This window comes from Brachyspira sp. SAP_772 (assembly GCF_009755885.1).
GTDB lineage: Bacteria > Spirochaetota > Brachyspiria > Brachyspirales > Brachyspiraceae > Brachyspira.
In genome coordinates this window covers 351,447-371,180 of sequence record NZ_VYIX01000002.1, presented here as the reverse complement: position 1 = coordinate 371,180, position 19,734 = coordinate 351,447, and the positions used below count along the sequence as shown (strand labels likewise).

At 27.1% G+C, this 19,734-nt stretch carries 16 protein-coding genes and 1 tRNA gene; 10 read left to right on the top strand and 7 right to left on the bottom strand.

Translation table 11 applies throughout. The annotated features are described in order from the left end of the window. Nucleotides 1–43 precede the first annotated feature (43 nt). Nucleotides 44–1,600, top strand: a complete 1,557-nt coding sequence (locus GQX97_RS06880) for an NAD(P)-dependent oxidoreductase (RefSeq protein ID WP_157151211.1) — start codon at nt 44–46, stop codon at nt 1,598–1,600. On the opposite strand, the gene GQX97_RS06875 is transcribed toward GQX97_RS06880, so the two are convergent. Beyond that, entirely contained in the window at nt 1,597–2,238 is a 642-nt protein-coding gene (locus tag GQX97_RS06875; RefSeq protein WP_157151210.1) for a hypothetical protein, read from the bottom strand. The two genes, GQX97_RS06880 and GQX97_RS06875, sit on opposite strands and share 4 nt — an antisense overlap. Before the next feature lie 191 nt (nt 2,239–2,429). Between GQX97_RS06875 and GQX97_RS06870 the strand changes: the two genes are divergently transcribed. The 3 genes from GQX97_RS06870 to rseP all read left to right on the top strand — a co-directional run bounded on the left by GQX97_RS06870 (nt 2,430) and on the right by rseP (nt 5,647). Beyond that, nucleotides 2,430–3,452 carry a diguanylate cyclase domain-containing protein gene (locus GQX97_RS06870; protein WP_157151209.1) on the top strand — a complete coding sequence of 341 codons (1,023 nt, stop codon included), beginning with the start codon at nt 2,430–2,432 and terminating at the stop codon, nt 3,450–3,452. Between the two features lie 20 nt (nt 3,453–3,472). After that, nucleotides 3,473–4,063: an L-threonylcarbamoyladenylate synthase gene (locus GQX97_RS06865; protein ID WP_157151208.1), complete on the top strand. Its 591-nt coding sequence runs from the start codon at nt 3,473–3,475 to the stop codon at nt 4,061–4,063. Between the two features lie 207 nt (nt 4,064–4,270). After that, nucleotides 4,271–5,647 (top strand): RIP metalloprotease RseP, encoded by a 1,377-nt coding sequence (rseP, locus tag GQX97_RS06860; RefSeq protein ID WP_157151207.1) that lies wholly within the window; start codon nt 4,271–4,273, stop codon nt 5,645–5,647. Nucleotides 5,648–5,748: 101 nt separating this feature from the next. Here rseP and GQX97_RS06855 read toward each other — a convergent pair whose 3' ends face one another. The 5 genes from GQX97_RS06855 to GQX97_RS06835 form a co-directional block, all read right to left on the bottom strand. Continuing rightward, nucleotides 5,749–6,897, bottom strand: coding sequence for a VWA domain-containing protein (locus tag GQX97_RS06855; RefSeq protein WP_157151206.1), 1,149 nt, complete (start codon nt 6,895–6,897; stop codon nt 5,749–5,751). A 963-nt stretch (nt 6,898–7,860) separates the two neighbouring features. Further along, nucleotides 7,861–8,955, bottom strand: a complete 1,095-nt coding sequence (locus GQX97_RS06850) for a M15 family metallopeptidase (protein ID WP_157151205.1) — start codon at nt 8,953–8,955, stop codon at nt 7,861–7,863. A 36-nt stretch (nt 8,956–8,991) separates the two neighbouring features. Then, nucleotides 8,992–9,064 (bottom strand) — tRNA-Val (locus GQX97_RS06845). Nucleotides 9,065–9,204: 140 nt separating this feature from the next. After that, the gene (locus tag GQX97_RS06840; protein ID WP_157151204.1) at nt 9,205–9,753 is read right to left on the bottom strand and encodes a class IV adenylate cyclase; all 549 of its coding nucleotides are present in this window, start codon (nt 9,751–9,753) and stop codon (nt 9,205–9,207) included. Nucleotides 9,754–9,820: 67 nt separating this feature from the next. Then, nucleotides 9,821–10,984 carry a DUF819 domain-containing protein gene (locus GQX97_RS06835; protein WP_157151203.1) on the bottom strand — a complete coding sequence of 388 codons (1,164 nt, stop codon included), beginning with the start codon at nt 10,982–10,984 and terminating at the stop codon, nt 9,821–9,823. 276 nt (nt 10,985–11,260) lie between these two features. Between GQX97_RS06835 and aspS the strand changes: the two genes are divergently transcribed. The 6 genes from aspS (at nt 11,261) to GQX97_RS06805 (ending at nt 18,476) form a co-directional block, all read left to right on the top strand. After that, complete coding sequence (gene aspS, locus GQX97_RS06830; protein WP_157151202.1) at nt 11,261–13,024, top strand: aspartate--tRNA ligase; 1,764 nt, start codon at nt 11,261–11,263, stop codon at nt 13,022–13,024. 216 nt (nt 13,025–13,240) lie between these two features. Continuing rightward, complete coding sequence (locus tag GQX97_RS06825; protein ID WP_157151201.1) at nt 13,241–13,480, top strand: hypothetical protein; 240 nt, start codon at nt 13,241–13,243, stop codon at nt 13,478–13,480. Nucleotides 13,481–14,085: 605 nt separating this feature from the next. Further along, on the top strand, nt 14,086–14,766 hold the full coding sequence (locus GQX97_RS06820; protein ID WP_157151200.1) for an HAD family phosphatase: 681 nt from the start codon (nt 14,086–14,088) through the stop codon (nt 14,764–14,766). Nucleotides 14,767–15,118: 352 nt separating this feature from the next. Continuing rightward, complete coding sequence (locus GQX97_RS14940; protein ID WP_157151199.1) at nt 15,119–15,580, top strand: hypothetical protein; 462 nt, start codon at nt 15,119–15,121, stop codon at nt 15,578–15,580. 20 nt (nt 15,581–15,600) lie between these two features. Continuing rightward, nucleotides 15,601–16,677, top strand: a complete 1,077-nt coding sequence (locus GQX97_RS14790) for a tetratricopeptide repeat protein (RefSeq protein WP_232473275.1) — start codon at nt 15,601–15,603, stop codon at nt 16,675–16,677. A gap of 389 nt (nt 16,678–17,066) precedes the next feature. Next, nucleotides 17,067–18,476, top strand: a complete 1,410-nt coding sequence (locus GQX97_RS06805) for a sodium:alanine symporter family protein (RefSeq protein ID WP_157151198.1) — start codon at nt 17,067–17,069, stop codon at nt 18,474–18,476. A 50-nt stretch (nt 18,477–18,526) separates the two neighbouring features. Here GQX97_RS06805 and GQX97_RS06800 read toward each other — a convergent pair whose 3' ends face one another. Next, the gene (locus tag GQX97_RS06800; RefSeq protein WP_157151197.1) at nt 18,527–19,636 is read right to left on the bottom strand and encodes a hypothetical protein; all 1,110 of its coding nucleotides are present in this window, start codon (nt 19,634–19,636) and stop codon (nt 18,527–18,529) included. Nucleotides 19,637–19,734: the final 98 nt, after the last annotated feature.

The window sequence follows — 19,734 nt, the reverse complement described above, 5'->3', positions numbered from 1 at the left end:
ATAAATATTTATATAATTTTTAATGAAATAAAAGGATAATAAAATGAAATATATAATTGCTTTAACAGGTGCAACAGGAAATATGGGACTTGAAACATTAAGACAATTAATGGAAATAGAAGATATTGAACTTGTCAAAGTGCTTGTAAGAAAGGAAAGTAAAAAAGCAGGTGAAAAATTTAAAAAAGAGTATGGCAAAAGAGTAGAAATAGTTACAGGTTATCTACACAAAAAAGAAGACTGCGAGAAATTAATAAAAGACAGCCATTATATGCTTAATCTTGCAGCAGTTATTCCTCCCAATTCTGATAAATACCCTAAACTAGCACATTTAACTAATTTTGTAGGGGTTAAAAATATTGTTGATATACTAGAAGAAATGCCTAAAGATAAACGACCTAAACTAGTACATATATCAACAGTAGCTCTTTATGGCAATAGAAACGAAAAACACCCTTGGGGAAGAGTTGGAGACCCATTGCTTATAAGCCCTTATGATGCCTATTCTTTCTCTAAACTAAAAGGCGAAAGATATGTTCTTGATTCATCATTAGAAAACAGAGCCATAATAAGACAAACAGCTATGCTTCATAATAGAATGCTTACAGATAACATGAGCGACGGACTAATGTTCCACACTTGCTATAATGCACCGCTTGAATGGGCAACTGCAAGAGACAGCGGACTTTTAATGAAAAGAATAATTGAAGAAGATATTAAAGGCAGCTTAGATGATTATTTTTGGAAGGGCTGTTTTAATTTGGGAAGCAAGGCAGAAAACAGACTCATTGGTTATGATACATTTAATGACGGATTTAAGCTAATCGGAGGCTCTACAAAAAAATATATGAAGCCTAATTGGAATGCAACAAGAAATTTCCACGGTCTTTGGTATTACGATGGATATAAACTTGAAGAATTATTCTCATATCAAAAAGAATCAGTTGCTGACTATTGGAATGAAATAGGGAGAACTCATTGGTATTATGCATTAGGTAAAATAGTACCTCCTTCTTTAATATCATTCTTTGCTATACAGAGACTTTTGCCGCACCCTAATTCTCCAACATATTGGCGTAGAAATAATGAAGACTGTAAAATAATTGCATATTTTGGAAGTTTAGAAAACTTTGATAATTTGCCTAAGAAATGGAAAGATTTTAATTTACTTCTTGAAAATAAAGACTCTGAAGGAAATTATATAGATTATAAGTCTTTGCTTGATATAAAAAATGCTAAGCTTCTTAATCATGGTTATGATGAGAGCAAAAAAGATAGTGAAATAGATTTAGAGGATTTAAAAAAAGCTGCAGAGTTTAGAGGCGGTAAACTTTTAAGCACTAGCATGACTAAAGGAGATTTACACACAAAATTAAAATGGTCTTGTGCAGAAGGGCATGAATTTGAAGCTTCACCCTTTACTATAATAAAGGCTGGACATTGGTGCGAAGAATGCATGCCGGACTACACTTGGAACTTTGATATATTATCTAAGAAAAATCCTTACTTTGCTCAGGTTTGGTATGATTCACATGAAAAAGACGAAGATATAATTTATTATTTTGATGAGAATTTTAAAGCTCATTATAAAAAAGTTTAATATAAATTATATATATAGTTGGTATACATATACATATCATTAGAGTTTTCTATTATAACAAATTCAACTCTTCTGTTTTGTTCTCTTGTACCATAGTCTATTAAATTTTGAAGACCTATTACTTTTAATTTGTTATCGTTATCTGTTAATAAATCACTTACTGCCAATGAACGCAAATATGACAAATCAGCCTCATTGTTTCTATCATATAAATATAATATATTATTTGTAGGGCTTAAATTATATACTGTGTTCTTATCCATATATCTAACTTCACTAGAATCAATATGACCTTCTATGTATACATCAAGAACATTTGTAAAATTTAATATTGTAGATACATAATTCAAAGTTTCTGCATATTTATTTGTATCTACAATGCTGCTGTTAGAATCAAATAATATAGGGTTTTTTAATATTAAAAGTTTTCCCCTTTTAGTATATTGTAGATAATAGAGATTAGTTTTTAAATCATTAGTGGATATTATATTATTTGTAACATATATAAATCGTCCATTATTTACAACATTTGTATTATTTATATTAATTAAATTTTTATCATCAGAAGCATTTGATATAATAACGGCACTTTGGCAGCCTATAAAAAATAAAAACGATAATAATATCAAGACTCTCATTAATTTTTATCTACTTATTATTTAAACTTATTTTTATTATCGGATAATTATTAAAAAAATCAATATTCATATAATTTTTTATGAATTATATATTACATTTTAAACATATAATTTCAATATTTTTATTTAATATATTTTGTTTTATTTACGATATTAAAACATATATATCTAAAATTAATAAAGTATTATTTATGAATGAAAATATTTTAGTCATAGAACATAGAGCAGAACTATTAGAAAAAATAGTTGATATTTTAAAAGAAAGACATTATAACCCAATATCAACTAAATCACGTTCACAAGCTATTAGTATATCTAACGAAACATCACTTGACTTAATCATTATTGATGCAGATATAGGTGACTCTCAAGGGCTTCAGCTTTTGGATACTTTTAAAAGCCAAGAAAATACCAAAGGAATACCTGTAGTATTATTAAGTACGCCATATAAAAAAATAGAGTTTATAGAAGAAGCTATAGCTTTAGATATTGATGGGCTTTTATTTACTCCTTTTGATGAAATGGAGTTTATAGTTAATGTACATAATGCAATGAAAGAAAAGAAAATGTATATAGAACATCAAAAAACTCTAAAACAAATAGATTCTTTACAAAATGCTCTTAATAATATGACTGAAACTTCAAACAAAAATTATCAGTCTTATAAAGAATCGCAAAAGAAATATGAAGATATATTAAATATTGATTTGGAAACAGGTTTCTATAATAAAAAAGAATTCTTAGTTCAATTTAAAAGATTATTAGCAGAAACAGTAAGACATGAAGAGACTATAATATTAGCTTCTTTTTCAATAGATGGCATAGACGACATTATAGAAGAATTTGGTATAATGGCTGGAGAAGAGATAATACTACAATTTTCTAAAGTATTAATCAATGCAACTAGAGAAGAAGACATTATATGTAGATATGACACCAATTTATTTATGGTTGCATTCAAGAGAATGGATATAAGACTCTATGAAGAGAAAATAGAACAAATAAAAGAATTGGTAAATAAAAATGAAATAATGTATAATGAAATAGTTATAAAATATACTGTATCTGCTGGAATAGCATATACTGCATACAAGGCTAACTATCATTATGATAATCTTGATAAAGAAATAGCCCCTTCACTTCTTGCTTTACACAATGCTAAAAGAAGAGGTTTTGCTAAAGTATATATTCACCCTACAGTTATTAGAAGGTAATTAATAATGAGGATACTTATATGGTAATTAAACTTGATAAAAATAATCCTGATAGTATAGAATATGCTGTAGAAGAGGTTGCTAAAGTTATAAATAAAGGAGGAGTTGTAATATCTCCAACCGATACCGTTTATGGAATGTTGGCTGATGCTTTTAATGTTGATGCTATTAATAGAATATATTCAATAAAAGAGAGAGAAAGAGAAAAACCTCTGCTTATACTCTTAAAAGATTCTAAGTTTATTAATCTACTTTGTCAAGAAAATATACCTGATATAGTAAAAGCAAAAATACCGGGTGAACTTACTTTTATTATGCCTCTAAAAGAAATTATCAAAAAAGATTTTCTATATCTAAAAGATACTGTAGCTCTTAGAATACCTAAAGATAATTATATGGAAAAACTTTTACAACTAACCCCTCCTCTAGTAGCTCCTTCTGCTAATCCTACAGGTTATGGTGTTATATATGACGGCAATAAGCTTGTAGAACTTTATGAGGATAAAGTTGATCTTATTGTTAATTGCGGAACTATTGAAAAAAAACTTCCTTCTACTTTATATGATTGTATTAATAATAAAGTGCTTCGTCAGGGAAGTGTTTATCTATAATTATTTATAAATTATTTAATAAAAAAAATCAATTTATATAAATAAAAAATAAATTTACATAATTCCTATTGAAATATATTAAAAATAATATATCATTTTTCAAATTTAAAAAATATTAATACATTGCTATTGAAATATTTTATTATATAATATATACTAATTAGTAATAATTATCAATAAAGATAGTATTTAAAAGGAGGCTCAAAATTGAGTTGGATAGGTGCTATTATATTATTAAGTGTACTTGTATTTGTTCATGAAATGGGGCATTTACTTGCTGGTTTAGCTGTTGGAATAAAGGCAGAAGCTTTTTCAATAGGCTTTGGACCTATAATATTTAGAAGAACTATAAAAGGAATAGATTTTAGATTGTCAATCATACCGTTTGGAGGATACTGTAAGTTTAAGGGAGAGATGTCAGAAGACGGAAAAGTAGAAGACGATGATTTTATAAGCATGTCGCCTTTAAAAAGAATTATAGTATATTTTGCAGGACCATTTTTTAATTATTTATTTGCTTTTTTACTTCTTGTTATATTAGTATCAATACCTTCTACAGTAGATTTATATTCACCAACAATAAGCGTATTTAAAGATGCTAGATATATGCATTCAAAATCTGGAAGCACATTAGCATATGAATACGGCATGAGAAGCGGAGATACTATTACAGCTGTAAATGGCACTAAAGTTAATTATGACAATGATGTATTAAAGCTTATAAATGAAGAAGCAATACAAAAAAATGCAGATAATATTAACTTTACATTAAATAGAAAATCTGCAGAAAATGGAAACATTGAAACAGTAAATATATCTATACCTTCAGTAGAAATATTAAAAGCATTAAGCGGAGAGAGAGCATTAGGTTTTTATTTTGGCGGTGATTTGATTATAAAAAATGTAGTTAGAGATTCTGCTGCTGAAGAGGCTGGACTTCAGGCTGGAGATAAGATATTAGCTGTAAACAATATAAGTGCTGATAACATAGCAGATTTCAGACCTCTTATAATGGATAATGCTTTAAATAAAATTACCATCACTGTTTTAAGAGATGGTAAGGAAGTAACAAGAGAGGCTATACCAAGACAAGTAGAATCAAAAAACGGTACTTATGGAAGTTTAGGTATAGAGTTTATGAGTACACCTGTAAAAGTTGAAAAAATAGAAGGCACACCTTTTCCAAAATCTATACCTGAAGCTTTTAAAGAAACTGGTAAATACATTGTTTCTTATGTAAATGGATTAAAACTTTTATTTACTGGCAAGCTTTCAGTAAGAGAGAATTTGGGAGGACCTGTGAGAATAATACAGCTTTCTTCTCAGGTAATATCTGTTAGTGTTGATAGAATTAGAACTATATTATCTTTTACTGCTACTATAAGTTTAATACTATTTTTAATGAATCTTTTGCCGCTTCCTGTTGTAGACGGAGGTATGATAGTATTTTCTTTTATAGAGCTTATAATGAGAAGACCAATTAATAGAAGTGTGCTTACAAAAATACAAGCCTTTGGGGCAGCATTCTTAATAACGCTTGCTATATTTATAACAATAAATGACATCACTCAAATATTTAAATAAATGAAGGTTTTAAAATAATAAATAAAAGAGATTCTATATTTAATATATAGAGTCTCTTTTTTATTTGTTAAACTTTATTCAATCAATAAATACTAACATCATTATGATATAATATCATTTATATACTCTGCTAATTTATTTGGTGTGATTGCAGCTACCTTAGCACCAAGCTTAGAGAGTTTTTGAGCAGCATTTTTATTATAAGATTCATTACAGTCATAATCTAATGCTGTTAATATAAAAATCTTACTTCTTGACTCAATAATACCTTTTACACTATTGTGCATATATTTATAATCATTGCTATCTTCCAAATCGCTTATAAGTACATATATAGTCTTTTCTGGAAATGCAGTAATTTTTTTAGCATATTCCAAAGCTTTAACAATATCAGTACCCCCTCCTAATTGAACCTTTAAAAGAGTATCCACTGGGTCTTTAATGTAATCAGTAAGATCAACTATGGAAGTGTCAAATATAATAAGCTTTACAGATAAATATGGCAAATTAGCAAATATTGACGCCATTATAGATGAATATATAACACTATCAAGCATAGAACCACTTTCATCTATAAGTATTATAATATGCCAAGGATTATAATTTTTTATATTATTATTAAAATAAAGTTTATCTACAAATATTGTATTATTTTGAGTATTATAGTTTTTTAAATTATGCCTAATTGTTTTTTTTATATCAAGATTTTTAAATATTTTTCTATGCATTGTATAAGAATTAGGAAGCTTCTTTCCATAAAATACTTTTTTAATATCTTGCTCCATTTTTCTTTTTAGCTTTTCTACAATATCTCTTACTATGCTGTAAGCAAGTTTTTTTACATTAGAACCCATCATATCTCTAAATGTTAGAATATTTTTAAGAAGGTCCATATTAGGCTCCATTTCCTTTAAAATATTCTCATCTGTAATCATCTCAGTTAGATTATATTTATTTAGAGCATGAGTCTGCATTATCTGAACAGTTTCTTTTGGAAAGAGTTTTCTTATCTTAGAAACCCACATTGGAACAGTTAAATTGCTTTTACTCTTATCGCCTTTTAATTTTGTATGGTCATTATCATTATAATATCCATCTTCTTTTGAGTATTCTCTGTCATACAAAAAATTTAAAGACTCATTAAGGTCTGATAAACTTTCTTGCAATTCAATATTATTATCAGCGAAATCTCCGAGTATAAGACGCCATCTATTTAAAATGTTATTTATATTATCATCTAATTTTGTCATATTTATTTATTTTTTATATTGAAGTTATTTTATATAATACTAAAAATTACTGAGTTTGTCAATTTTCATGAATATGTTATAAACTTTTTTAGTATATATTAAAATAATTATATTTTATTAATTTTTTTATTGTTCTTTTTCCCGCGTACGGGCTGTACCACCTTGCCGCACGGTAATATTATGGTTTAATTATAACTTCTTAGTCGTGCGGGGGAATACCTTTTAATGTACAATTAAATTATAAAATTTATAATAAAAATGCAGTTCTTTTATACCAATACCATACCTAAAGGTACTTCCTACGGTCGCACCCACAGGCACTCCTTTCAGTCGCAGGCACTTCCTTCGGTCGCGGTGTGGACTTCGTCAAAGTTGCAAAAAGTGCAAATGTTTTAGCTTTATAGCTTTGGAATATATAAAATAATATCTATGTTTTCGGCTATGCATAAAAGCTATATTTTATTAAATGCAGTCCTTTTGCTTCTTTGGGTCATACCCACAGGCACTTCCTTTGGTCGCCAAAAGAAGTGGGGGCGTGGGGGCAAAGCCACCACAAATAAAAAAACTAAAAAATATTTTGATAGGCTTTAAATTTTTTTATATATATTAAAGTAATTATATTTTATTAATTTTTTTATTGTTCTTTTTCCCGCATACGAGCTGTACCACCTTGCCACACGGTAATGCTATGCTTTAATTATAACTTCTTAGTCGTGCGGGGGAGTGCCTTTTAATGTACAATTAAATTATAAAATTTATAATAAAAATACAGTTCTTTTGGTTCTTTTATACCAATAAAAGAACTGGGGGAGTGGGGGCAAAGCCCTGCAAATAATTAAAATAAAAAAGTTAAAAAATTTTAGAATGTATTAAAACAATAATTTTTTATAAATTTTAGAATATTTAGTTTTTCTGAAAATATAATAAAGATAATTTGAGAAATATATTTTTTAATGCTATTAATTAATATAAACCGTATTCTTTTATAAGCCTATAAAGCTCTTCTTCATCTTCTTTTATTCTGTTGTATATTATAAGCTCTGGTCTATATTCAAAATGCACAGTGTCATAATTATGCCACTTACCGCCCCAAATAAATCCATACTTCTCAAGAATTTTTATAACCTCTTTAGGCGGATTCCATCTATCATTAAAAGGAACAGCATACCACTCTTTATTATTAACCCTAGTCCAAGCCCAATATATTTGCTTGCCATTATTTCTTTTAGGAAGCGTGTCAATGGCAACTCCATAACTATGATAGCTTCTGCTTGCACTTTTTGATATTATTTTCCATACATAGCCACTAACTGTTTTTAATGATGCTAAATAATTTTTTACTTGAGCATTAGTTTGTGCCATAGATTTAATTTCTACACTGGCATTAGAAAGAGGCTCTACTATATAATCGTGTATGCTAGTTCTATAACCTAATATACTCACAGTTTTTATATGTGTCATCATAGTCTTAGGGGAATAAGCATCATAAAGCGTATTTAAAAAAGTGTTATTAATGATTTTTTTATTATTAACTCTTCTTTTATAATATTCTTGAAGCTCCAAAGTTCTCTCAGGTGTAGCCTCTTGTATAACAGGAAGCCCATCAACAGGATATGGATAAAAACCGAAACTTATATAATTATCAGCATTAGATATATCTGCATCTGTTAAAAGCTTACCGTCAGCCCAATTAAACCAAATTTCATCCAAATAAAAACCTATTTCACCGTTTCTTATTATAGGTTTAGATATTCTATTTGAATAAGCCAAGTGTAAAGATAAAATCTCTAATACACCATCTTTCATGCTCACGCTGCTAATGAGTCTCTTTTTCTCTTCAGCCCTTTGCTTTTCCATAGAAAAAGTTTCCATGTTTGCAGATATATTAGTTGTATAATTAAAATATATTCCTACAAGTGAAGCAACAGAAAGCACCATTATAATAATAACAGCAAATAATATAGAAATATGTCTAGTAATTTTTTTAATAAGAAAAGTTAATAAAATTAATAGAAAAAGAATAGCTACTATAATTAAAAGATATTCAAAACCTGCCATATACTAAAAAATAATGTAAACAATTTTAGAAGACTTTGGGCGATGACGGGTTCGAACCGCCGACCTAGTGCTTGTAAGGCACCCGCTCTCCCAGCTGAGCTAATCGCCCTTATGTTTTAAGACTTAAATATATTAACATATACTCTAAAAAAAGTCAAGCACATATTAAATCTTTTTAAACATAAAAACAAAGCCTAACTTATAAACTTAAAAAATTATGTTTTATTATCGTAAATAATAGCTAATTATTTAGCTTTTTTTAAGCATATCAATATATGCTTTTGTTTCTATATCTTTTTCATCTATACCTATTTCTTTTAATATAGCTTTTAACTGATAAACCTGATTTTCTACGCTATCTGCACTATTTAAAAACTCTATCTCTATAAAATCACCTAAACCTTTTATCTTCGACACTTCCACTAATGAGTTTTTATATACAAAAGCATAACCCTTCTTCTCTTTTCTCACATACTCTCTATAGCCTTGAAGTGATGATAAAAAATTAATTATGAATCTTGCCTTTTTCTTGCTTACTTTTATTTCTATCTCATCATTAACTTCAACACCGTCTACTATTTTTCTATCTTTAGAGCAAAAGGTATAACCTCCATGTTCTACCCTAAGCCTAATACAGTTTTTTAATTTTATATCATCATTTAAAATATCATCACTCTTGGCATAATAAATATCTTTTTTAAAATACTTCTTTTTAAATCTAGCATTCTTATAAAGAAAACTTAAAGTATTTTCAAAATCTCTAACATATGCTTTTATTTCTATTTCATTATTTACCATAACTGCTATTATATTTAATGTATAATAAATTGTCAAAGAATAATAAAATAAAAATATTATTAATTTTTTATAAGCCTAATGCATTTTTAATTAAAAAAGCAACGGTTATTCCTAAATAGTTACCGCAAACACCACCCATAATTCCCATTATAATTGCAATAGACATCAAAGATTTCCACTTTGCACCTCCTGCAACCAAAGCCGAAGTTGGTCCGTCCCAAACAGCCGCAACTGTAGCTAATAATACATACTGATATTTTATCTTTAATATTCTTGAAACAACCCATTGGAAAATCATAGAGAATATTATTATTAAAGCACAATATATTGTTATATATAATGTTGAACTTAAAAAACCTTTTAAATTAATTGTAAGACCTAAAACTGTTAAAAAAAGCAGTGAAAAGAAAAGACCTAAATCATTATTGCCTCTAAGTGTTCTTATAAAAGGAACTCTTGATAATATTAAAGAAAATGTACTTATTAAAATTAGTCTTGCAGAACCTCTAAAACTATCAGGAAAATATTGACTTATGAGAGTAGCCACAGCAACTATTATCATTGCTATTGCTATTAATGAAGAAATCTCTTTAATGCTCCATTCCTTATTTCCCAAAAACTCGCCCTGCCCATCATCTTTAGAAAGCTCTTCCTCTGTAAAAGAATAAGGCCAAACTTTATTAAACAATTTTGATGCCTTTAATATAGGCGGAAGTGACATATAAAAAATAACAGCAGGTGTACCAACTACATAATCAGCAGCATTTGCAGCAGCTATTGCTTCTCTGCTCGTTCCTAATGCAGTAGCTATAGCAGTTAAATTAGGACTTCCTCCTGTATAGCTTCCTACAAACATTCCAGCAATTTTCCACCCATCATCTATTTCCTTAGCAAATATCAATCCAAAAAGAAAAGCTAAAAAAGAAACACTAAGAACAGAAACAAGCATAGCCACAAAAGGCTCTCTTGATAATTTTAGTAAAGCCTTAATGTCTACACCCATAAGTATTATAGAAATAGATAAAGGTACACAATATGTGAAAAATACACCATATACATTATGATCAACTGGTGTTAAACCCACATTGGTACAAAATATACCCAATAATATAACACTTAAAGCAGGACCTAAAATTTTACCTAATTTTACTTGCTGACCTAATAACGCCAATGACGTTATAATAAAAATAATAGCTAGTATACTAGCATCGCTCTTAAAAAATGACTCCATAAAAATCCTCTTATTATAATATATTTTTTTATTATGTATTTATAATTTTAATATAGAACATATTTTTTCAGAATTCAAGTTTTATCATAATAAAATATAACAATATTATATATTTTTGATATTAGAACTATTAAATATCAATATGCTTTTAAATTAAGTTATTTTAATTATTGATTTTTATACTTATATATAATATAATAATCATATTTATTCAAACTAAAAGAAATATAACTTATTTTTAATAATCAAATAAATAATTTTTTAAGAGGAATTAATATGCGTTTTAAAAGTGCCTATAATGGAACATTAACAAAAAATGATATTGGTAAAGAAGTAAAATTAGCTGGTTGGGTTTTAAGAAGAAGAGACCATGGCGGTGTAATATTTGTAGATTTAAGAGACAGAACTGGATTTGTACAAATAGTATTTAATCCAGAAATAAGCAAAGAAGCACATAATGACGCTCAAGATTTAAGAAGCGAATATGTTATAAGTGTAGAAGGTAAAGTAAGAGCTAGAAGCGAAGAAATGATTAACCCTAAAATTCCTACTGGTGAAATAGAAGTTATGGTTGAGAAAATGGAACTTCTTAATACTTCTGAAACTCCTCCTTTCTTACTTGAAGATGATATTGATACTGGTGAAGATATAAGATTAAAATATAGATATTTAGATTTAAGAAGACCAAAAGTATTCAACAATTTATATAAAAGATTTGAAATTACTAATGCTTTTAGAAAACATTTATCTGATAATGGTTTTATAGATGTTGAAACTCCTATATTAAATAAAAGTACTCCTGAAGGTGCTAGAGATTTTCTTGTTCCTTCAAGATTAAATGCTGGAGATTTTTATGCATTGCCTCAATCTCCGCAAATATTTAAACAAATACTTATGATAGGCGGTTTTGACAGATATTATCAAGTGGCTAAATGTTTCCGTGATGAGGACTTAAGAGCAGACAGGCAGCCTGAGTTTACTCAAGTTGATATAGAAACTTCTTTCCTTAATACTGATGAGTTTTTATCAATTATGGAAAAAGTTACTGCTAATATTGTTAAAGATGTTTACGGCATTGACTTACCTACTCCATTCCCTAGATTAAATTATTATGATGCTATGGAGATGTATGGAAGCGATAAGCCTGACACTAGATTTGAATTAAAACTTGTAAATGTTGAAGATGCTGTTAGAGGTTGTGATTTTGCAGTATTTAAAAATGCTTTAGATAATAAATTTATAGTAAGATGTTTAAACGCTAAAGGCGGAGTTGATAAATTAAGCAGAAAAGATATTGACGACTTTACTAAATATGTTGGTATATTTGGTGCTAAGGGTCTTGCTTGGATGAGAGTTACTGAAAACGGACTTGAATCAAACATTGTTAAATTCTTCTCTGAAGAAAATCAAAAGAAAATATTAGAAGTTACAAAAGCAGAAAAAGGTGATTTACTATTCTTTGTTGCTGACACTCCAAAAGTTACATTTGATGCTTTAGGCAATTTAAGATTAAGAGTTGCTGAGAAATTAAACTTAATAGATAAAGACAAATTAAACTTCTTATGGGTAGTAGAGTTTCCATTATTTGAATATGACCACAAAGAAAAGAGAATATCAGCTACTCACCACCCATTTACTGCTCCTGTACCTGAAGACGTTGCTATACTTGAAAGCGAACCTTTAAAAGTGAGAAGTGATACTTATGATTTGGTATTAAACGGTAATGAGATAGGCGGAGGCGGTCAGCGTATATATGACAGCAAAGTACAAGCTACTATATTCAAACTTTTAGGCATAGATGAAGAGAAAGCTAAAATAAGATTTGGTTTCTTACTTGATGCTTTAAAATATGGTGCTCCTCCTATGTGCGGTATGGCTTTTGGTATAGACAGAGTTATAATGTTACTCCAAAAACAAGATAGCATAAGAGAAGTTATAGCATTCCCTAAAACTCAGAAGGGTCAATGTTTGATGAGCAGCTGTCCTTCTACTGTTGATCCTGACCAATTAGAAGAGCTTCATTTGAGTATAGAAGAATAATTATAAACAAAGTTGTAAATAAAAAGCCTCTTAAAAATTATAAGGGGCTTTTATTTTTTATAAGGATAAAGTTTCAATAAGAAGCCCGCCTCTATATTAAATGTTAAAGTAAATACAAACATAAAGCAGAAATATAAGAATAAATAATAGAAAATGATGAAAAGGCTTGCAAGAACCGCTTTTCGTATATAATAATCAATAAAGGAAAATAGAAAAATGAATAAAACTGTTGAGGCATTTAAAGACGATATACATAGCTCTTTAAAACTTAGAGAAAAAATTCTATTAAATATAAAGTCAAAAACAGAAAAAGAAATGATTTTAAATCAAGTTGAGCTATATTTTAATTTTGAAAAAGAGAATATTGAATTGGTTTATTTTGTTTTAGATAGTGATTATCCTAATGTAATTATTGATTTTAACGAATTAAAAGATATTATCAATACTGTACGGTAATATATATTATTTAATTTTTTTCTTTCATCTTCATTGCTATACATAGTATTCAATAAAAACTTTTTATAATTTTCTAATACATATAAACTTATACTTTATTTAGTTTTTATTTTTTTAAATGGCTATTGAGTATATTATAGCAAATTTTATAGTTTTTTACATTCTTACTTATATCAATACTATAATTTGACTGTATATCTATAATATAAACTTGTCAACGCTTACTATGTTTTATTTTATCTTTCATGTACCAATAAAAAACATTGATTATACCTAATTTTAAATTTATACTCCTCACTACGCACGCTAAGTCAAACAAAAAATATAATCAAATAAAAAATGCAATTCTTGTTATATTAAAAAATTCTTTCACCGTGCGGTAAATAAATTTAAAAATCTAATTAAAACTTGGGTGGGCATGCTTTTACAAATAAAATATTAAATATAAATGAAATTATAATTTTAAACATAGCAATAAACAATAAAGGGCGGGTATTCTAAATAAATTTTAAACTTTTTATATACTACACAATATTGAAAAAAAATATTATTATATTATGATTATTAACCAATAAATTTTAATATTTGAGGTATGTAAAATTATTATGAATAAATTAAGTTTAGTTATATTTGATATGGACGGCTTACTTCTTGACACTGAAACAATAAGTTTAGCCGCATGGAAAAAATCTTTTAAAAATTATAATATTAATATAGATGTTGAAAAATTATTTTTTAGTAAAATATTAGGCTCTAATGAAAGTTCAATAAAAAACACCATAATGGAAATATCTAATAATGAAAAAATATTTTATGATATAATAAATAATCAAATAGAAGAAGCATTTAATATAGTAAAAGAAAATGGCATTAATATAAAAAAAGGTGCTGAAGAATTAATAACCTTTTTAAATAAACATAATATAAAAAAAGCAGTAGCCACATCAAGCATAAAAAGAAAAGTTGATTTATATTTGGAAAAGACAAATTTAAAAGAAAGATTTGATTATATAGTTTGTGGAGATGCAGTAAAACATCCAAAGCCTCATCCAGATTTATATAACAATGCATGTGATTATTTTAATGCTGATAAAAATAATGTAATAATATTAGAAGATTCTAAAAATGGATTATTATCTGCTAAAAATGCTAACATAGAAAAGAGGTTTTATGTTCCAGATTTACTTTTATTATCAGAGGAAGATGAGAAAGAGTTGGCTTATAAAAAATTCAATGATTTACTAGAAGTGAAGAATTACATAGAGAATAATTTTCAATGTAATTAATTATAATTCATTGTAACGCACGTTAAGCCAAACAAAAAATATAAATAAATTAACAATGCAATTTTTGTTACATTAAAAAATACGTTCACCATGCGGTAAATAGATTTTGAATTTAATTAAAACTTGGGCGGGCGTGATTTTACAGATAAAATATTAAATATAAATGAAATTGCAATTTTAAATATGGCAATAAAGAATAAAGGGTGGGGAGTGTAAATAAATTTTTATTGTTTTTCCCCTACACTACTAACATAAATAATCAAAAAACTATATATAACCCAAAACCCCTTTATATATTGTTTAATAATTTTCATAATACTGTATAATATAGCAAATAGCTTGAGGATTATTTATGAAAGATAGAGAAATTAAATCTACAATTATAGTTTTATTTTTATTATCAATATTTTTATTTGCATTAATATATTTTATACATACCAAAAATATAGAAAACAGATTTGATAAAGCATTAGAAAATTATACTACTCATTTACAATCTATTACAACTAATAATACAGTAATTAATTTAGATACAAAAATATTAGAGTCTTCAATGGCAGAGATAATGAAAAACTCAAATGATTTATTAAGTTTCTGGTTTGCATTTTTGTCTGTAATAATGATAGTATTCACATTTGCAGGTATTTTTATCAATAATAATATTTTATCAGAGAGCAAGGATAATTTGAATGATATAGAAAAACTAAAAGAAAAGATTGAAACATATAAAGAAAAAATACAACATTATGAACTCGATATTGAAAATTTACATTTAAAAATTGATACAGAAACACAAAAAAAATATCTGAATTAGAAAAAAACTATAACCAATTTTTGAAAGAAATAAATGAAAAAAATAGTGAGGCTTTAAATTCAATAGATAAATTAAAAATAGAATTTAATAACTCTATTAATTCAATTCAAGAAAAATCAAATCAAATGATATTAGATATAAAAAATCAAGCCAAAGAAGAAACCAAAAAATTAATAGAAGAAAATAATATAAACATACAAATATCAAATTTACTCAATTCAGCATATCAAACATTTAATAATAAAGAATATAATAAATCTATAAATTATTATAATAAAATTATAGAAATGACAGATGATTTATTGAAAGGATATAATGAAAACTCTGAAGAATATTCTAAGTATAAAAATAATTATATAATAGCTTATTATAATAGAGGTATAGCTAAACTAAATTTAAGATTATATGAAGAAGCTATTGAAGATTATGATAAAGCTATAGAATTAAATTCTAATGATTCAGAAGCTTATAATAATAGAGGTACTGCTAAAGCAAATTTAGGATTATATGAAGAAGCTATTAAAGATTATGATAAAGCTATAGAATTAAACCCTAATGATTTTATGGCTTATAATAATATTGGAGCTACAAAAATAAAATTAAAAAATTATATCGAGAGTATAGAATATTTTGATAAAGCTATAGAATTAAATTCTAATGATTCAGAAGCTTATAATAATAGAGGCACTGCTAAAGCAAATTTAGGATTATATGAAGAAGCTATTAAGGATTATAATAAAGCTATAGAATTAAATCCTAACCATTCAAATTTTTATTTTAACAGAGGAATTGCTAAAAAGAATTTAAACCAATATAAAGAGGCTATTAAAGATTTTGATAAAGTTATAGAATTAAATCCTAATGTTTCAAAATATTATTTTAATAAAGCATTATCGAAACAATTATTAGCAAATACTACAAAAAGCAAAAAAGAAAAAGATAAATTAATAGAAGAAGCTTATAATGATTTTATGAAAGGTTATAATTTGGCAGATGATAAATTAAAAGAGGAATATAAACAAAGAATTATAAATTTAGCTAATCCAAATAATAAAGCTATTTTAAAAATATGCGATGAAATGGGTTGGGAATATTGATTTTATAATAAATTAAATATAAAACTAGATATACATAAATAACTATATTTTTTATAAGTTTTTTTATTCAACTTTTTTGTCGCTCAAAAAAGTTGCAAAAAACGCATATACTGTAGTCGATATTTTTAAAATATATATGGTATAAATTCAAATAAAATATGCTGTTTTATTTTTTAAAAAGTACTACTATTTTTTACTATTATTTTATTTGCACTTTTTGGTTCTTTTTGCTGCGGGAAAAAGAACAATGAAAAATCATCAATAAAATATATTCAAAACTCATATAAAAACTTTTTGACAAAATCATAAAAATAATATATTATTTTTCAATTCTATGATTAGTAATTTTTCAAAATACAATATTTATTATTTTTTTAGAGGTTATGCTTATGAATATTATTAATTCTATTATAACAAACACAAATAATGTTATGTATGGATATTTGCTATTAGCAGTATTTTTTGTGGTGGCTGTATTTTTTACTATTAGACTCAAAGGAATACAAATTTCCCACTCTATACATGCTCTAAAACTTCTATTTTCAAAACATGAAAAAGGTGATGGAGTTTCAGGATTTGTAAGTTTTTGTATAAGTACTGCTTCAAGAGTAGGTACAGGAAACATTACTGGTGTTATGGGAGCTGTTTCTGCAGGCGGACCGGGTGCTTTATTTTGGATGTGGATAATGGCTCTTTTGGGAGGAAGCTTAGCTTTTTCAGAAAGTACACTTGCTCAATTATATAAAGAAAAAGATTCTATGGGTAAGTTTATAGGTGGAGCTTCTTTCTACATAAAAAGCAAATTAAAAAAACCTGTGCTTGCAATACTCTTTGCTTTATGTATGATATTTACCTACACTACTTTTAACGGAGTTCAAGCAAATACTATATCAAATGCTTTATCAAAATATAATGTATCTGTAATAATTACTGCTACAATATTGACAATCATCACAGCATTAATATTATTCAGCAAAAAGAGAGACACTATAACACATGCATGCGTATTTATAGTTCCTATTATGGCAATACCTTATATATTAATGGGGCTTTTTATATTCTTCACTAATTTACCTTCAGTTCCTTCAGTATTTCAAAATATATTTGTGCAAGCATTCAAACCTAGTGCAATTTTTGGCGGTGCTATAGGAGTTACAATTTCAAACGGATTAAAAAGAGGATTATTCTCAAACGAAGCTGGTATGGGGGGTGCTCCTCACGCTGCTGCTGCTGCTCATACTTCTCACCCTTGTAAACAGGGACTAATACAAATGTTCTCTGTATTTACAGATACTTTGTTAATATGTTCTATTTCAGGTTTTATACTTTTATTATCTCCTGAAGCTATGAAAGAAGTTAAAAACATAGAAGGTATTAATTTATTTCAATATGCTATGGAATCACATTTAGGAAGTTTTGGTTCTATATTTATCACTGTATGTATATTGTTTTTCTCATATAGTTCTATACTTGGAAATTTTTTCTATATAAAAACAGGTGCTGCTGCTGTAAAAGATAATTTTGCATCATATATCATAGTAGGACTTATGACTATAGTAATGGTATTTGCTGGTTCATTGGCAGAATTTAAAACTATTTGGGGAGCAGGTGATATGTTTATGGGCTTTATGGCTTTATTAAACATTATAATAATGATAATACTTAATAAACCAGTATACTTGCTTACAAAACATTATGTATCACAATTAAAAGAACATAAAGAACCTAAATTTAATAAAAGCTCTATTTCAGATTTATCTAATGATAATGCTATTAGTCAATGGAATGGAAACGAATAATTAATTTTTGTAATAATATTATGTAAGATAAGCGGTATAACTTTTATCACTTATCTTACATACATTTGTGAGTTTCTATATTTATAATTATTCATATACTTATAAACTTCTTCTTCTGTTAATACTTGAGAAACATTAAAAATTACATTTTCTATATGCATAGTATCTCTTGAATTATAATTATCATTTAACTGAGCATTACTTTGAACTGTTATTTTACCCGCATTATTTCTAACAATCTCAGCCCCCATTTCTCCAACTATTGCAGAGCCTCCCTCTGGAATGGTGTAACCTGTAGTACCAAAAGCAAACTTTGGAGGAGTTGGAGGATTAGATTTCAAAGTATCTAGAGCATTGGTTGAAGATACTATACCAGAAGCCGCCGAAACAGCAGAAGCAATAGTTGTAGCAGAAACAGCTAAACCTGCAGCAAATCCAACTAAGCCCCCCTCAGCAAAAGAAGTAGCAACACCTAATGCAGATTTTGCTATTGCAAGAGAAGGTATTAACACAGCATCAGCAATAGCTTTACTCTTTTCCATTTCTGCTAATTTAACTTCATTTTCCCATTTTGCATAATCTTTCTTATATTCTGCTTCCGCTAAATTTCTCTCTAATAATTCTTTTTGAGCATTACTCTCTTTTTCTAATAACAATAATTTATTTTCTTCTTCTCTTTTTTTTGCTATTTCTTCTTTTTTTATTCTTATAGCCTCAGCACTCATCAAATCATTATTTTCTATAGCAAGTTCTAACTCTTCATCTAACCTAGCTAAAAAATCATTATAATACCCATCTTCTTTTTCTTTATTGCTTTCTCTAAGTTCATTTTGATAATTATTAAAGTCTTCAAGCTTTTGTTTAGCTTCATTAATAGCATTGTCATAAACACTCAAGTCATAATCAAAAAACGAAAAGAAGCTTGATGATATGCTTCCATACAAAGTTGATGTACTTGAAAGAACGCTATTAATATCAGAAGAAAGCGTTTTAATATCTATTTGGTTTATGTTTTCTTTAATTAAGTTAATGGAGTCAGCAGCAACATTAGAGCTTTCTTTTAGTTCAACGCCAATAACATTACTTATCCCCCCTATATAAGATTGAGTTTTAAGAAGTTCTTCATTCATTTCTTTTATATAGTTTAAATTATTGTCCATATATGCTCCTTTTTTATATATATTATACAAGATATAGATATTATTTTAGCTTTATATATTTCAAAGATATAAAGCTATAACACTTGCACTTTTTGGTT